Raw genomic sequence first — 15,232 nt, 5'->3', positions numbered from 1 at the left:
ACTACCAGATCTTCGACTTCACGTGCGCCTTGGAGCGCAGGACGATGTCGTTGACGGCGCGCTCGAAGAAGTTCGCCTGGGTGCTGATCTCCTGGCTGACGCGGCTCTTGTAGAGCGCGCGCCCCTCCTCCAGCTCCTCCTTGAGGACCTCGAAGAGGTTGTCCTGCTCGATGCCCTTGATGATCTTCTGCTCGTTGTAGAGCGAGATATCCGAGGCAATCGCGCGGGCCAGACGCATCGCCTTGACCTTTTCCTCTTCCGTCATCGTGCCATTACTTAGGCACCCACCCCCTGCGAGTCAACTTTCCTGATGCGGGGGGTGACGACTGGCCGCCCTCCGGGTCAACGGCCCGACTTGGCGGGTTTGTCGGAGAACAGCCCCAGGTAGCTCTTGGACACGCGCAGGGGGTCCAGGCCCAGCTCGCGGGCGAGGTTCATCAGGATGCCGCGCAGGTACACCGGCGGGGGCAGCGCGGTGTAGCGGTCCGCCTCCACGTTCTCCAGGTGACGCACGGAGATGCGGGTGCGGTCGGCCAGCTGCTGGATGGAGAGGCTCCGGGCCTCGCGCACGCGGCGCAGCAGCTCGCCGTTGAACTCGGCGTCCGCCGGGATGTCCACGCCCCGGGGGCGGGCCTCGCGCACCCGGGCGGCCACCTGCGCCAGCGCGGACTCCGCGGTCGCGATGGCCGAGTCCTGCGCCAGCACCTGGGCGTCCCCCAGCTTCCGGGTGACGGGGCCCTTCGCCCCGGGGACGGGACGGGTGTTCGCGGCAGCACGCGAGTCCACGGGGCGGGAGGTCAGGGGCCGCACGGCGGCGCGCGAGGCCCCGGTGGCCGGGGTCCGCGCCAGCGCGGTGGAGGAGACCTCCGGGGTCGCGTCCGGAGGGGCAGTTGGAGCGCGAGCGTCCGGGGCCGGGTTCGGATCCGACTCTCCCGGGGCCGTGGCGACAGCGGCGGGAGCGCCGTCCATGGCCTGGGCGCCCGTGGCGGCCTGGGCTTCCGGCTGGGTGGAATCGGCCAGGGAGGGCGCGGCGCTGGCCTCGGTCGGCGTGGCGGCGTGCGCCTCCGTCGGCGGAGTCGCCGTGCTGGCCGGCGAAGCGGAGTCCACCGGGGCCTCCGCGTGGCTCGGCGCCGGGGTGACGGACGTGGCGGCGTTCGCCAGGTCCGGGGCAGGAGCAACGACCGCGGCGGAGACAGCCGACGCGGCGTCTTCGGCCGAAGCGGTCCCGACGTCCAGGCGCTCCGTCGTGGAGGCAGCAGGCGTCACCTCCGAAACGGGCGGCGGGGCATCGGGACGGCCCGTCTCCCCTCCGGTGCTCGGCGACGCGACGACAGGCGCCACTTCGACCGCCTTCTCGGCCAGGGCCACCATGGGCTGGGACGGCGCCGTGGACGCAGCAGCGTCAGCCGGGGCCTGGGAGCCGGTCTCCACCCCTGAAGCCGGAGGACTCACCGCCGGAGCGGGGCTTCCGCTGGGGACGCCCCTGCCCTGCCCTCGCAGCGGGCCCGCGGGGACGTAGACGAACGACAGGCTCTGGGTGAACGAGGCGCGGAACGCCTCCACCACCGCCACGCCCCCCACCATCACCGGCTCGGAGGGAGCGCCCTGCGCGTCCAGTTCCGAGGCCTCCTGCCGCTTCGACTCCTCACCGCGCATCCGCTCCTCGCTCTTTCCGGACGTCCCTCTCGCGTGCGGGGACTCCTCATCATTCACGGACGCCGTGGCCTTCAGTCGCGACTCCGCCTCCACCCTTTCGGCATCCACGGCGCCCGCGGCCTTGGCCAGGGCGGCCGCCGCCGTCGCCAGGGCCTCCGCGACCCGGGCGGCCGAATCCGCCTTGTCCAGCGCCCCCGCCGACGCGCTCGCCTTCGCGAGCCGCTCCGTCGGCAGCCCGAGCGAACGGTCATACTCGATGCGCAGGTCCGCGTCGGTGAGCATCTCCATCGCTTCGGTCATCTTCTCGCGCAGCGCATCCACCTGGTCCGGGTCGCCCAGCGCGTACACCGCGATGGAGTCCGGCGAATACAGCTCCATCAGGCGCTGGTGCGCGGCGCGGATGTCCTCGTCGGACGCCGAGGGCGGCACCTCCAGGAGCTCGTAGTAGGTCTGCTGCGCGAAGGGCTTCATGGGCTTGCGGACTCGGGTGAAAGGCCGTCGAGCGACAGCAGACGCGCGGCGATGCGCTGGAGACCCAGGGAGACGGGCGAATCGGGACGCTCGATGAGGACCGGCCTGCGCTTGCGCACCGCGCGCCACGCTTCGTCGTCGTAGCGCAGCGCGCCCAGATCATCCATGTCGATGCCAAAGAACTTCTTCCAGGCGGCGACCATGGCGGCGCCCACGTTCGCGTCCGCGTCGGTGCGCGCCTGGTTCACCACCAGCCGCACCCGGAACGACGCCAGCTCCCGCTCCAGCCGCTCCGCGTCAGAAGGGGCCTTCTTGCGCACCTGCGCGACCACGTCATGCAGCGTGCGCAGCCCGCCCTCGCGGGTGGACAGCGCGCCCTCCACGAGGTCCTGGATGCCGTACTGCGCCTCCACCTGCTGGAGCTTCCGAAAGAAGGCCGCCTTGACGAAGCGGTACGCGTTCTCCACCGACGTGGGCTCCGGCAGCACCACCAGCAGGCCGTGGTCCGCGAGGAGGAAGAAGTCCAACGTGTTGAAGCTGGTGCCCGCGCCCAGGTCCAGGATGAGGTAGTCCGCCGTCTGCGACAGCAGCGTGCGCAGCAGCTTCTGCTTCTGCGCGTACTTGAGGTTCGCCGCGTCCAGCGAGTCCTGCGCGCCAGCGATGAGCGACAGCCCCGGCACGCCGGTGGCCACCATCACCTCTTCCAGGTTCCCCTTCCCGCGCCGGAGGAAGTCCGACAGCGTGGACTCCGGGGGCCCGACGCCCAGGCAGGTGTGCAGGTTCGCGCCGCCCAGGTCCGCGTCCACCAGCAGCACCTTGTGACCGGCCTGCGCCAGCGCGACGCCCAGGTTCGCGGACACCATCGACTTGCCGATGCCGCCCTTGCCGCCGCCCACCGCGATGATCCGCCGCGACCGGGCCCGGCGTGTCAGGCCGGCAGGGCCCGTGGCCACGTCATTCTCCTCGGCGCTGACGGGACGCGCCGGCGCGCTGGCCAGCGAGGCGGGCGCGGATCCAGGGGGCGGAGACAAGGGGGCGGGCTTCACGGAGGCTCGCATCAAAACCCGTCCTACCGCCCGAGTCGACACCCCGCCATTTCGCGACCCCACCCCGCGCGACGCCGGCCCCCGCAGCGCCCGCGCCCCGACGCCCGGAGGGTCGGGGGGCAGGCGACCGGAGGGCCGGTCGGTGTCACTCGTCGAGCAGTTCGACGTTCCAGTACGAGATGTCCGCCAGGTGCAGGAACGGCAGCCACTCCCGGTACGTGACCTTGCGGATGGCGCCCCGGAACAGCGGCGTCCAGCGCGGGCGCACGGGCTTTTTGAGCAGCCGCATCCCGGCCTGCTCCGGTGTCCGGCCGCCCTTCCTCAGGTTGCAGGGAACGCAGGAGCACACCACGTTCTCCCAGGTGGTCTTCCCACCCTGGGTGCGCGGGTTCACGTGGTCCAGGTTGAGCTCGCTGCGCGGCAGTTGCTTGGAGCAGTACTGGCAGGTGTCGTTGTCGCGCGCGTAGATGTTGAGCCGCGAGAAGCGCACCTTGGCCCGTGGCAGGTGGTCATACGCGCCGAGCACGAGCACGCGGGGCACGCGGATGGTGCGGTCGATGGTGGTGATGCTGTCCTGCGTGGCGCTCAAGGCCGCCCAGTCGGCGAACTCGTAGAGCCGGTATTCCGCGTCAATGGCCTTCGCGACACCCTGATACAGCAGTGAGAAGGCCCGTTTTACCGAAGTCACATGAACCGGTTGGTAGTACCGGTTGAGCACGAGCACTGCGCTGTTGATCATGGATGGCTTCCCGTACGGGCGGCCGCCACGGATTGCGCGACCACGCCCAGGTCCTCCTCGGAGACACATCGGACGTCGAGGACCACCTCGCCATCCGCGATCCTGCCAATAACCGGCACCTCGCCGCCGCGCAGGCGTTCCAGGAATACTTCCGGCGCTCCAACGGTGAGGCTGCAAGCGTAGGAAGGCAACCGGACCAACGGCATGGCCCCCCCTCCCACCTGTCCATCCACGGACACCGCCCGTGCTGTGACACCGTGCGCCTTGAGCAAATCCAACAACCGGTGGGCTCGGGCGCTCAATACCTCTGGCTGCTGGACGAGCAGGCTTTGCGTGGGCACCGCTTCAGGGCGGCCATCCCGGTACAGCTCGAGCGTCGCTTCAAGCGCGGCGACCGTCATCTTGTCGACACGCAATGCGCGTGTGAGTGGGTGGGATTTGATGCGCTGGAGCAGGTCCTTCCGGCCCACGATGACGCCGGCCTGCGGTCCACCCAGGAGCTTGTCGCCAGAGAACGCTACCACATCCGCCCCGGCGGTGATGGCCTGGCCCACCGTGGGCTCCGGGGTGAGCCCCGGCCCGGCCAGGGGCACCAGCGCTCCGGAGCCCAGGTCCTGGAACACGGGCACGCCGCGGGCGCGGCCCAGCTCCGTCAGCTCCGCGAGCGAGGCCTCTTCGGTGAAGCCGATGAGCGCGAAGTTGGAGCGGTGCACCTTCACGATGAGGCCAGTGTCGGGACCCAGGGCGTTGGCGTAGTCCGCGCGGCGGGTGCGGTTGGTGGTGCCCACCTCCACGAGCTTCGCGCCGGACTGGCGCATGACGTCCGGCACACGGAAGCCGCCGCCGATTTCGACGAGCTCGCCGCGGGACACGACGCACTCACGGCCGGAGGCGAGCGAGGCCAGGACGAGCAGCACGGCGCCCGCGCAGTTGTTGACCACGACCGCGTCCTCCGCGCCGGTGAGCGTGCGCAGGAGGCCCACGAGGGGCGCGTAGCGGCTGCCGCGCTCGCCTTCGTCCAGGTCGTATTCGAGGTTGGAGTAGCCCCGCGCGACGGCGACGATGCGCTCCACGGCTTCGGGGGCGAGGGGGGCACGTCCCAGGTTGGTGTGGAGCACGACGCCGGTGGCGTTGATCACCGGCCGCAGGTTCGGCGTGGCCAGGGACGCGAGCGCGGTCTCCACGTCCGCGTCCTCGAAGGGCCGCGCATCACCGCTCAACAGGCGGGCGCGCACGCGTTCGACGGCGAGCCGCAGGGCCGCCACCGCGCGGGCGTGGGGGAGGTTCGCGAGCCGGGGCTCCAGCGACGGCCGCCGCAGGAGTTGTTCGATGGAGGGAAGGTTGCGCAGCAGCGCGTTCTTCCCTTCCGGGGGTTTCGACGCAGCGCCCATAGGTCAGGAGTCTAACCGGAGCACGGCCCGTCACGTGGCCAGCGGAGAAGTCAGCAGAAGGCCAGCCTCGATCCCAGCCGCTCATGCCAATGCCCACACCACTCCGGCATCACGACAAGGACTGGCTGCTCAAGGACAGCCTCACCCGGCGCCCCATGCCAAACACACCCAGCTCCGAAACCATCACCAACCGCCGTAGGGGACGGTGATGGCTTCCATGTAGTGGCCCGAAGGATCCTGGAAGTAGACACCACGCCCACCATCGTGGGTGTTGATCTCGTTGGAGCGATGGCCGCGCGGGTCGGCCCAGTGCTGAATCCCGCGCTCGCGGATCTTGGTTATCAGCGAATCGAACACGTCTTCAGACACGAGGAAGGCGTAGTGCTGGCCAGGAATGTCACCATCGGTCTGGGCGTAGTCGAGCGCCACTCCGTCGGAGAGCTTGACGGCCATGAAGTGCCCGAAGGGCTGGGGCTCGGGAAGCCCCAGCAGCTCCGCGAGGAAGTTCGCGGAGCGCACCTTGTCCTTCGCGGCAACGACGGTGTGATTGAAGCGGACGGTCATGGATGGGTCCCCCAAAGTCCCCCCATCCATATCATCGGCTCGCAGGCACTGCCGAGGGTGTAGACACTCACCCTGTCTGCTTGAGCACCTGGGGCCACAGCGTCGCAAGCGCTGCGCGCAAGCCCGTCGCGCTGGGGAATCGGTCTTCAGGCCGCTTCTGCATCAATCGCAGCACCAGCCGCTCAAACGTCTCCGGCAGGTCCGGCCGCAGCGTCCTCGGCGGCACCGGCGCCTCCTGGACGTGCAGGAACATCAGCGGCACGGGCTGCGCGTGACGGAACGGCAACTGCCCCGTGAACAGCTCATACGCCACCACGCCCAGCGCATACAGGTCCGTGGCCGGCGACACCGCCGTCCCCATCACCTGCTCCGGCGCCATGTACTCCGGCGTGCCCAGCGTCGCGCCCTGCGCCGTGGCGCCCATCACATGCGTGCTCTTGGCGAGCCCGAAGTCCATCAGCTTCAGCACCCCGGTGCGCGTGATGAACAGGTTCCCGGGCTTCACGTCCCGGTGCAGCACCCCCTGCGCATGCGCATGCTCCAGCGCCACCGTGGCGTGCGTCAGCCAGCGCAGGGCACTGGCCAGCGTGGGACGCCCCTCCAGCAGCACCTGCCGCAGGTCCCTGCCCTCCAGCAACTCCACCGTCAGGTAGTGCCGCGTCCCATCCCAGCCCACGTCGAAGACATGCAGGATGTTGACGTGCTCCAGCGCCCGGGCGTGCTCCACCTCCTGCCGGAAGCGCGTCACCATCGCCTCGTCCGCGTGGGGCACCGCCAGCACCTTCAGCGCCACGCGCTGCCCCTGCTTCAGGTCCAGCGCCTGGTACACCGTGGACGTGCCGCCCACGCCCAGCCACTTCTCCACCCGGTAGCGCTCCGCCACCACATGCCCCGGGACGAGCCCCAGGGCCGCGGGCGCGGGCGGCGTCACCGCGCCTTGGATCAACGTGCCCTTCGGGGACATTGGCGGCGTCACCTGATGCAGCGTCGCCTCCATCCCGTCCGAAACCGGCGTGCTGACAGGGCGTGGGTATCCCTGCGCGTCCAGCTTCTCCGCGCTCAGGTACGTGATGCCACCAGAGTCCTCATCCTTGCGCACCGCGCCCCCTCCCCTCTCAAGACTCAAGCAGGGAGACGGGGGCCGGCGCGCCGGAGCCCTCGATGTCCAGGTGCGGCGTGGGCAGGTTGTATTCAGCCGCGGCGATGGTGGCCTCCACCAGGATGGGGCCCGCGATCTCCTGCGGCTCGCCCTGGCAGAGCACATCCACCACGTGCTCCAGGGTCCACTTGCCCATCCGGTGCACTTCCAGCCGCTTGCCATTGAACCGGGCCGTGTCCGACAACTGCTCGCTCGCGTTGAGCTTGGCCTCCACGGAGTCCCCCAGGTAGCCACGCGCCACCGCGAGCACCCGGTCCACCACCGTGTTCCACGCCTGGAGGAAGGTCTTGTCCTGCGCCTCGTCGATGATGTCCAGGCCCACCTGGAGCCGCTCCATCCGCTCCAGGAACTGGTGCACCAGCTTGCCCCGGATGACGCGGCCGTGCTGCGGGGCGATCATCTCCACCGCGGGCGTGAGCTTGCGGATGGCCGCCACCGCGCGCACCAGCGCCGAGTTCACCGGCATGTAGATCTGATGGAACGCCCGGATGCCCGTCCAGTCGGACTCCTCCGCCCACAGCCCCTGCGCCTTCGAATCCGTGAGGCCGCCGAAGAGGTCGCCGGTGAAGAGCACGCGCGTCTGCGGATCATAGAGCATCACCGCGCCGCGAAAGTGGCAGAAGGGCGACGGCACCGGCAGCAGCTTGTGCCCCGTGGGCACGCTCAACCCATTGGAGAACTTCTCCGTGGGGATGAAGCGGCTGCGCGGCAGGTTGAAGTGGACGATGAGCCGCCAGGTGTCCTCGGAGCACAGGATGCTCGCGCGGGGCGAGTAGCGCGCGGAGATGATGGCCGCCGACGAGCCCACGTCCGGGTCCTGGTGGTTCACGAACAGCGCGGACAGCCGGTCCATGCCGCCGATGAGCGACACCACCTTGGTGTGGATGGTGGAGAAGTCGCTGCTCGACCCGGGGTCGATGAGGAGGTTGAACTCGGAGGGCTTCTTCGTGCGCGTGTCCGTGCCGCGAAAGCGCCGCAGGTACGGGTTGGCGTAGAAGATGCCGCCGGGCTCGCGCTTCCCGACCCAGAAGGTCTCGGGAGCGATCTCCACGGCGTTGCGGTTGAGGTCGGAAGGTGGGGTCGGGGCGGAAGCGTCGCTGTTGCTCATGGCGTGTTGTCCTTCACGCAAACGAGTGGGGGGAAGACTGCCCCCCGAACCTATCAGCCCGGCGTTCAGCCCGGCCGCCTCATTCCAGGTCCAACGGACAGCGACATGAGCCTCGCTTCTCGCAGCCCGTCGCTCCTGGCCCTTCCTGGGGGTGAACGCTTCAGCCCCAGGGCCGCAGCCAGAGCGTGTACCCGGCGAGCCCCAGTTGCACGACGAGTGTCAGCACCACCCCCAGCACCTGGACGCGGCTGGCGGCCAGCAGGCCGAACGCATGCGCCAGGCGCGCCACCAGCAGCGCGCCGCCGAAGACATGCAGTGCGAGCGAGCTTCCGCCGCACAGCTCGGCCACCAGCAGCAGCAGGAGCGTCAGGGGCGCGTTCTCCACGTTGTTCCCGTGCGCCCGGATGGCGGAGCCCAGGTCGGCGTTGCCTCCGTCGCCCCGGGTGATCTTGAGCCGGGTGCGCACCCGGATGACATTGACCGTGAGCCCGACCGTGAGGATGACATTGAGCGCGGCGTAGAGCGCGGTCACGGGGACCGCGAGCAGCGCGGTCCCCAGCAAGGGATTCGTCAAGGGATGTTCCTCCACCTACGTGAGGGCCGGGACCGTAGCCGGTTCATGCCACCAGCGGGCGGTCCACCGTCTGCGCCGGCCTCACCGGACGCCGGACTCCACGCCCGGGCGGTCGTCGAAGAGCTGCACCCAGCGCCCGTCGAACCCGCCGCTCTCCGGCAGGTACCACGCGCCGGGCAGCCAGAAGCCCTGCTCCACCCCGTCCGACGAATCCGTCGCGCCCGTGTGCACGAAGTAGTCGTGCTGCCGCCAGTACGCCCCCGGCGAGGCCGGGTCCCCGCTGGCGCTCGCGCGCGTCCGGCCGCGTGAGTCCACCACCGTGCTGGTCCAGGCGTTGTCGTGGAAGGCATTGGACCCGCCGCCGCCCGTGTCGGAGGCCTTCTCGTTGAGCTCGAACGTGCCGAAGAACCACTTCTTCGACGGGTAACCCTCCCGGTCGTCCTCGTTCTCGACGTCGCGCGACTTCGTGAAGAAGCGCTGCAGCCCCGGGCTCACCTCCGCCTGTCCCGCTTCATTCAGGAGGGGGCTCTCCAGCAGGAAGGTCTCCGACTCCGTGGGCAGCCAGTGCGTCGCGTAGCCGCCCTGCTCCCAGTGCGTGGGCAGGATGTCCGCGATGTCCTGAAGCTCATACGTGACGCGCTTCACGGCGGGCCAGTTCGCGGAGCTGCCGTTGTCGTAGCGGCTGGCCAGCGCGTCCGCCGTCGCGTAGCGCACCGGCTGCGCGTTGAAGGTCGCCACCGCCGCCGCGTCGTCCTCCGGCACGAACGCGAAGTGCAGCTTCTTGCGGCCGTCGTCGTTGTTCACGTCCGCCTCCGCCTTCCCGCCCGACGCCATCCGGCCCGCGAAGAAGGAGAACGGCTCCGTGACGAAGCGCAGCTCCTGCCCGTGCGCCGCCAGCAGCTTGTCGGACCACTCCGCCTGCCAGATGAGCAGGTGGCTGCCCGTGGCCGTCTGCATGAACTGGAGGTCCGTGTTGCCCTGCCGGCGCACCACGTTGCGCTTGTGCTGCGTCACCACCGCGTACGCCACGGACTCCCCGCTGCCCGGGTCGCCCACCACGTTCTTCACCTGCAGCTCCACCCGCTCCCAGTCGTGGAGCTGGTAGTCGCCCGCCGCGTTCTTATCCAGCGCGTGATACAGGTGATACACGAGGACGAGGTGCTTCCCCCCGTCCATGTACTCAATGAGCGACGTGTACAGCGTCGGCCGGATGCGCCACCTGTCAAAGGCGCTCGGCCCCGTGCGCGACGCGTCCACGTACTGGGGGATCTGCTTCCAGTGCAGCTTGTTGTTGGAGAAGTCGCCGTCCTGGTCGAAGTCGAAGTTCGTCAGCCAGTCGTAGCCGTGGCGGCCGTCGTTCGCGTTCGCGCGCTTGAAGATGACCGGCGCGTAGTAGCGCAGGAACGCCTGGCGCTGCGCCTTCGTCAGCGACCACGCCTGCGCCCGCGCCGGGGCCGGCCAGCACAGGCCCGTCACCAGCACCGCCAGGACGACGAGGGGTCCAATCCGCTTCGAGTGTGGGGTCATGGGCGGCCGAGGAAATCACGGCCCGCCCCTCCCCCTCCATGCTGGAAGCACGAATTCAGGATTCAGCCTGGATTCCGAGGCTAACGCGATGCGCTGGGCATCACCGGCACCTTGGGCACGCGGCCGTAAAGGAGCTGGTAGGTGTTGTACGAGCGCAGCACGCGCTTGATGTAGCCGCGCGTCTCCGCGATGGGGATCTCCTCCACCCACGCGTCCAGCGCCAGGTCGGGCTTCGCCCCGCGCCACCGGTTCACCGCGCCGGAGCCGGCGTTGTAGCTGCCCACCGCGTAGGGCGTGTGGCCCTTGAACTGTTTGATCAGCCCGCCGAGGTAGTGCGCGCCGAAGCGGATGTTCAGCTCCGGCTGGAGCAGCGACTCCACCTTGAAGTTCTTCACCTTCAGCTCGCGCGCCACGCCCTTCGCCGTCGCGGGCATCAGCTGCGTGAGGCCCAGCGCGCCGGCCCAGGACAGGGCCTTGGGATCCAACGCGCTCTCCTCGCGCATCAACGCCTGGAGCAGGTCCGGCTCCACGCCCGCGGGCGCGGTGTGCTTCTCGATGAGGTCGCGGAAGGCGTTGGGATAGGCCACCTCCCACACCGGCCGCGTCTGCGCGGTGATGCGCCCGCTCAGGTCCTTGCGCAGCGCGAGCCGCGCGATGGCGTGCGCCGCCCGCGCGTCCCCGGACTGGGACAGCACCATCACCAGCAGGCGCATGGCCTCCGGCGGCTGGTTGGAGCGGTTGACGAGCATCAGCTCCGACGGCACCGAGTCCGGGAAGCCCAGCCGCAAGAGCTCCACGCCTGCGCGGAAGTGCGGATCATCCCCCATGGGCCCGGCGAACATCGGCCAGGGGCTGGCGGCCTCCGGCACGTCGAAGATGGACGCGGACACGCCCTCCAGCCGGGGCTTGTCCAGCTCCCCCAGCTTCGCGCGCGCCATCAGCCCGTAGTACGTGGCCGGGTGCTCCACCGCGAGCTTCTCCATCAGCTCCGCGGCGCCCTGGATGTTGCCGCGCTCCTCCAGCGTGCGGGCCCGCCAGTACCGCGCGCGCTCCACGTCGTAGGACTCGTCCGCGTTGGCGAACTGCGCCTCGATGCGGTCCAGGAAGGAGAAGCCCCCGTCCTCCGCCTTCGACGTGCGCGCCACCCAGAACGCCTTGAACAGCGCCTCGCCCAGGAAGTCGCCCTTCGGGTACAGCCGCGCCAGCTCGTCCAGCCGCGCCATGGCCTCCTTGGGGCGGGACGTCTTCACGTACAGGTCCGCCGCGTAGAAGAGCGCGTCGTCCGCGAACGAGTGGTCCGGGAACTCGCGCGCCAGCCGCTCGTAGGTGTCCGTGCCGCGCGCCTGGTCCACGATGGAGCGCGACGAGCCCAGCACGTACAGCGCGCGCGCCAGCAGGTCCCGGTCCTTGCACTGCTCCACCACGGGCGTCAGCACCTGGATGGCCCGCGTGTGCTGGCGCTCCTTGCGCTGCCCCTTGCCAAAGGCGAAGTGCGCCTTGCACGCCAGCGCGTCCGGCAGCTTCAGCGACGGCAGCAGCGGCTCCAATATCGTCAGGCCCTGCTTGTTGCGGTGCGCTTCGATGAGCGCCTCCGCGCGGCCCACCTTCGCCTCCAGCGGCGGCGTCTGTCCCTTGAGGCGCTTCTCCACCTGCTTGACGATGGGCGACAGGGGCTGGCTGGCCCAAAGGCGCCACAGCGCGGCGCGCTCCGCGGCGCGGTCCTTCTTCTCCACCGCGAGGTCCGCCGTGGCGATGAGCGCCTCCGCCCCCACATTGCGGCCCCAGCCCGTCATGGCGCGCAGGGTGAGCGGCGTCAGCGCCGCCATGGCGCCGTCGTAGTCCTTCTTCTTGCGCAGCACGCGCGCCAGGCCCAGGCGCGCGTCCACGTACATCCGCGAGTCCTGCGGCACCTGCTCGAAGCTGGCCGCCGCGTCGTCCAGCCGGCCCTGGGACTCCAGCGCCACGCCCGCGTGCGTGAGGCAGCGGTCCTTCAGCGCCGGGTAGTCGTTGGCCAGCGCCGCCATCTCCGTGGCCGCGGCCTTGTCGTCCCCGGCACGCACCGCCGACAGCGCGCGCAGGTAGCGCACCGGAGGGCTGTCACCCTCGCCCTCCAGCAGCGTGCGGGCCTTCGTGTACTGGCCCTTGTCGAACGCGTCCTTCGCGTCCTTCTTCTTGCCCTCGCCGAAGTACGGCGTCAGGTCCTCCAGCCCGTAGCGGCGGCCCCGGTGCACCACCGGCGTGGGCGGCGCGAGCCCTGGGAACGCCGGGTTGAGCACCTGCACGTAGCCGCCCGGCAGGGGGGCCTTGTCCGCGTCCGGCGGCGGCGTGAGCTGCGCCTCCGACGGCGCGCTGTCCGTGCGCGTCGTGGGGGCCTGATCCGTGTCCTCCGTGGACGCCGCGCCCGCGAGCCCGCTGGACCCCGGAGCCTGGGGCGACGCCGGAGCCGGAGCCCCGGTGGGCGCCGGCGCGACCGCGGGCGTCCGCGTCACGGCGGCGGGGGCCTGCGGCGTGGCGGCCGGCGCGTCCGGGGGGGTGGAGACGGGAGCCTGGGCGGACAGGAGGGCCGCGGAGGCGAGGAGGGCGAGATGCTGGAGGGAGACTTTCATTCGCGGGGGCCTCGGGGACCCTGGGAGATGCGCTCGGGCACGCCCGAGGACAACTGGGGGCACCTGGAAAATTTCCAGCCCCCGTCAGAGGTTAGACTGTCCGCCTGCACATGGATATCCGCACACAGAGCGCCCTGCTTGCTTCCATCATCGGTCTGGCGCTGGGCGTGTCCATGTTGTTGCGCCCCGGGCGTCCACGGGTGCTCACCCTCTACTCCGTCTTCACGCTGACGGTCGCCGGGTACTACCTCAGTCTCTTCTTCCACAGCATCTTTCCCTCCCAGGACTACCCCTGGGTGTCGCGCATCGCACTCGGCTCCACGGTGCTCGTCGTCTCCCTCGTTCCCGGGGCGGCGGTCTCCTTCTTCCTGGAGTTCCTGGGCGTCAGCAAAGGGACCCATCTGGTCGGTCGGCGGCTCGCCCTCCTGTCCGCCGTGCTGGGGCTCACCGTCGCCGTCACCCCCCTGGCGGACAACGCCTGGGCGCGGGTGGCGATGGGGGTGTGGGTGCTGGGGGCGCTGGGCACCTCCGTGTCCCTGCTGGTCCACCGGGTGCGCACCACGGAGTCCCGCATCGAGCAGTTCCGGCTGGCGTACCTGGCCATCGGCGCGGGCGCGGCGGTGCTGTTCTCCGGCCTGGACTACCTCTCCCGCTACGACATCCCCTTCCCCACGCTGGGCCCCGTCTTCGCGACGCTCTACCTGTTCTTCCTCGCGCAGACGCTCCTGCGGCTGCGGCTGATGGACCTGCACGAGCTGCTGGGGAAGATCGCCTCGCAGACGGTGCTGGCCGTCATCCTGGCCGCGGTCTTCACGGTGCTCACCGCGTGGGTGGACGAGAACACGTCGCTGTTCGTCTTCAACACGGTGGTGGCCGCGTTCGTCATCCTCATCCTGTTGGACCCCCTGCGCACCAAGGTGGAGGAGATGGTGGTGCGCATCTTCTTCCGTGAACGCTTCGCGCTGCTGGGCACGCTGGGCGCCCTGCGCGTGCGGATGACCGCGGTCATCGAAATCTCCGAGCTGGCGCGCGTGGTGCTGGACGCGCTGCATGAGACGGGGCGCGTGACGCACGCGTCGGTGTACCTGATGGCGGAGGACCGGCCCGGCTACCTGCTGCTGGACTCGCGTGGCCCCCTGCCGGTGCCGCTGCTGGACACGGCGGCGGCGCGCGGCGTGCTGTTCGCGGTGGCCAGCGGCCAGAAGGCGGTGCTGCTGGAGAACGTGGAGCGGCGCATCTCCGTGATGCGGGTGCAGGCGGTGGAGGGCAAGCGCTTCCGCGACGAGCTGAAGCGGCTGAACGACACGCGCGCGGCGCTGCTCCAGATGCGGGCGGGCATCAGCGTGCCGCTGATGAGCAATGATCGGGTCATCGGCTTCCTGAACCTCTGGGATGAGCGGGTGCCGGAGGCGTACGCGTCCGACGAGATCGCCCTCATCCTGGAGGTCTCCGAGCGGATGGCCACGGTGCTGGAGAACTCCAAGCTGTACGAGAAGATCCGCGAGCGCGACCGCCTGGCCGCGCTGGGTGAGATGGCGGCGGGCCTGGCGCATGAAATCAGGAACCCGCTGGGCGCCATCAAGGGCGCCGCGCAGTGCCTGGACCCCAAGAAGCTGCCGGGCGAGGACGGCGAGTTCCTGGACGTCATCGTCGAGGAGGTCAACCGCCTCAACGGCGTGGTGACGGCGTTCCTGGACTACTCGCGGCCGCTCAAGCAGAGCTTCGGGCCCACCGACCTCAACGAGGTGGTGACGCGCACCATGCGGCTCATCCAGAACGACATGCCGGCCACGGCGGAGCTGGCGGTGGAGCTGGACCTGCGGCTGCCGCGCGCGGACGGGGACGCGGAGCAGCTCAAGCAGGTGCTCATCAACCTGGTGCAGAACGCGGTGCAGGCGATGGGCAACCAGAAGGGCTGCATCACGGTGCGCACGGAGAAGCCGGAGCGCTTCGGCGACCTGCGCAGCGCGGGCGGCGAGTTCGTGGAGGTGCGCGTCTCCGACAACGGCCCGGGCATCCCGTTGGATCAACAGCCGCACATCTTCGTGCCCTTCTTCACGACGAAGCAGAAGGGCACGGGGCTGGGGCTCGCCATCAGCCAGCGCATCGTGAAGAACCACGGCGGCACCATCAGCGTGCAGAGCAAGGTGGGCGAAGGCACCGCCTTCATCATCCGGCTGCCGGCGCTCCCCACGGAGCAGGCGGACGGCGCGCTCCCGGAGGGCACCCCGGCGCCCCCCACCCGCCCCTCCCAGTCCCTGGCCGTCCCGGAAGAGCTGCGCGAGCCCGCCCTCGCGAAGCCGCCCGAGCCCCGGACGAAGCGCGACAAGCGCCGCCGCGCGGGCTGAAGCACGGGGCGTGACTCGGGGGGTCCCGCTTCCGGGAAAGACC

12 protein-coding genes are annotated in these 15,232 nt (G+C 70.1%); 1 reads left to right on the top strand and 11 read right to left on the bottom strand.

Features of this window, described 5'->3' with window-relative positions:
- Position 1 precedes the first annotated feature (1 nt).
- The 11 genes from OV207_RS19665 to OV207_RS19615 all read right to left on the bottom strand — a co-directional run bounded on the left by OV207_RS19665 (position 2) and on the right by OV207_RS19615 (position 12,841).
- Positions 2 to 265 carry a hypothetical protein gene (locus OV207_RS19665; protein ID WP_120532975.1) on the bottom strand — a complete coding sequence of 88 codons (264 nt, stop codon included), beginning with the start codon at positions 263 to 265 and terminating at the stop codon, positions 2 to 4.
- 77 nt (positions 266 to 342) lie between these two features.
- Positions 343 to 2,127 carry a helix-turn-helix domain-containing protein gene (locus OV207_RS19660; protein ID WP_267556677.1) on the bottom strand — a complete coding sequence of 595 codons (1,785 nt, stop codon included), beginning with the start codon at positions 2,125 to 2,127 and terminating at the stop codon, positions 343 to 345.
- Positions 2,124 to 3,080 (bottom strand): MinD/ParA family ATP-binding protein, encoded by a 957-nt coding sequence (locus OV207_RS19655; protein ID WP_267556719.1) that lies wholly within the window; start codon positions 3,078 to 3,080, stop codon positions 2,124 to 2,126. Before OV207_RS19655 ends, OV207_RS19660 begins: the two co-directional genes overlap by 4 nt.
- A gap of 238 nt (positions 3,081 to 3,318) precedes the next feature.
- The gene (locus OV207_RS19650) at positions 3,319 to 3,912 is read right to left on the bottom strand and encodes an HNH endonuclease (RefSeq protein WP_267556676.1); all 594 of its coding nucleotides are present in this window, start codon (positions 3,910 to 3,912) and stop codon (positions 3,319 to 3,321) included.
- The gene (gene selA, locus OV207_RS19645) at positions 3,909 to 5,303 is read right to left on the bottom strand and encodes an L-seryl-tRNA(Sec) selenium transferase (protein WP_267556675.1); all 1,395 of its coding nucleotides are present in this window, start codon (positions 5,301 to 5,303) and stop codon (positions 3,909 to 3,911) included. The genes OV207_RS19650 and selA overlap by 4 nt, the downstream gene beginning before the upstream one ends.
- A 183-nt stretch (positions 5,304 to 5,486) precedes the next feature.
- Complete coding sequence (locus OV207_RS19640; protein ID WP_193429963.1) at positions 5,487 to 5,867, bottom strand: VOC family protein; 381 nt, start codon at positions 5,865 to 5,867, stop codon at positions 5,487 to 5,489.
- Between the two features lie 67 nt (positions 5,868 to 5,934).
- Positions 5,935 to 6,966: a serine/threonine-protein kinase gene (locus tag OV207_RS19635; protein ID WP_420715245.1), complete on the bottom strand. Its 1,032-nt coding sequence runs from the start codon at positions 6,964 to 6,966 to the stop codon at positions 5,935 to 5,937.
- A gap of 16 nt (positions 6,967 to 6,982) precedes the next feature.
- Complete coding sequence (locus OV207_RS19630) at positions 6,983 to 8,134, bottom strand: hypothetical protein (RefSeq protein WP_193429964.1); 1,152 nt, start codon at positions 8,132 to 8,134, stop codon at positions 6,983 to 6,985.
- Positions 8,135 to 8,294: 160 nt separating this feature from the next.
- Entirely contained in the window at positions 8,295 to 8,708 is a 414-nt protein-coding gene (locus tag OV207_RS19625; protein ID WP_193429965.1) for an MAPEG family protein, read from the bottom strand.
- Positions 8,709 to 8,789: 81 nt separating this feature from the next.
- On the bottom strand, positions 8,790 to 10,235 hold the full coding sequence (locus tag OV207_RS19620; protein ID WP_267556674.1) for a hypothetical protein: 1,446 nt from the start codon (positions 10,233 to 10,235) through the stop codon (positions 8,790 to 8,792).
- Positions 10,236 to 10,315: 80 nt separating this feature from the next.
- Complete coding sequence (locus OV207_RS19615) at positions 10,316 to 12,841, bottom strand: transglycosylase SLT domain-containing protein (protein WP_267556673.1); 2,526 nt, start codon at positions 12,839 to 12,841, stop codon at positions 10,316 to 10,318.
- Between the two features lie 110 nt (positions 12,842 to 12,951).
- Between OV207_RS19615 and OV207_RS19610 the strand changes: the two genes are divergently transcribed.
- Positions 12,952 to 15,189 (top strand): ATP-binding protein, encoded by a 2,238-nt coding sequence (locus tag OV207_RS19610; protein ID WP_267556672.1) that lies wholly within the window; start codon positions 12,952 to 12,954, stop codon positions 15,187 to 15,189.
- The last annotated feature ends 43 nt before the right edge of the window (positions 15,190 to 15,232 follow it).

Origin of the sequence: Corallococcus sp. BB11-1 (assembly GCF_026626625.1) — a bacterium.
GTDB lineage: Bacteria > Myxococcota > Myxococcia > Myxococcales > Myxococcaceae > Corallococcus > Corallococcus soli.
The sequence above is the reverse complement of the archived record's forward strand: the minus strand, read 5'-3'. Positions and strand labels throughout refer to the sequence as shown.

Bases quoted from the DNA above. Each gene is read 5' to 3' on its own strand.
- OV207_RS19660 (WP_267556677.1), bottom strand. From the start codon at position 2,127: ATGAAGCCCTTCGCGCAGCAGACCTACTACGAGCTCCTGGAGGTGCCG.
- OV207_RS19620 (WP_267556674.1), bottom strand. From the start codon at position 10,235: ATGACCCCACACTCGAAGCGGATTGGACCCCTCGTCGTCCTGGCGGTG.
- OV207_RS19640 (WP_193429963.1), bottom strand. From the start codon at position 5,867: ATGACCGTCCGCTTCAATCACACCGTCGTTGCCGCGAAGGACAAGGTG.
- OV207_RS19630 (WP_193429964.1), bottom strand. From the start codon at position 8,134: ATGAGCAACAGCGACGCTTCCGCCCCGACCCCACCTTCCGACCTCAAC.
- OV207_RS19615 (WP_267556673.1), bottom strand. From the start codon at position 12,841: ATGAAAGTCTCCCTCCAGCATCTCGCCCTCCTCGCCTCCGCGGCCCTC.
- selA (WP_267556675.1), bottom strand. From the start codon at position 5,303: ATGGGCGCTGCGTCGAAACCCCCGGAAGGGAAGAACGCGCTGCTGCGC.
- OV207_RS19665 (WP_120532975.1), bottom strand. From the start codon at position 265: ATGACGGAAGAGGAAAAGGTCAAGGCGATGCGTCTGGCCCGCGCGATT.
- OV207_RS19610 (WP_267556672.1), top strand. From the start codon at position 12,952: ATGGATATCCGCACACAGAGCGCCCTGCTTGCTTCCATCATCGGTCTG.
- OV207_RS19650 (WP_267556676.1), bottom strand. From the start codon at position 3,912: ATGATCAACAGCGCAGTGCTCGTGCTCAACCGGTACTACCAACCGGTT.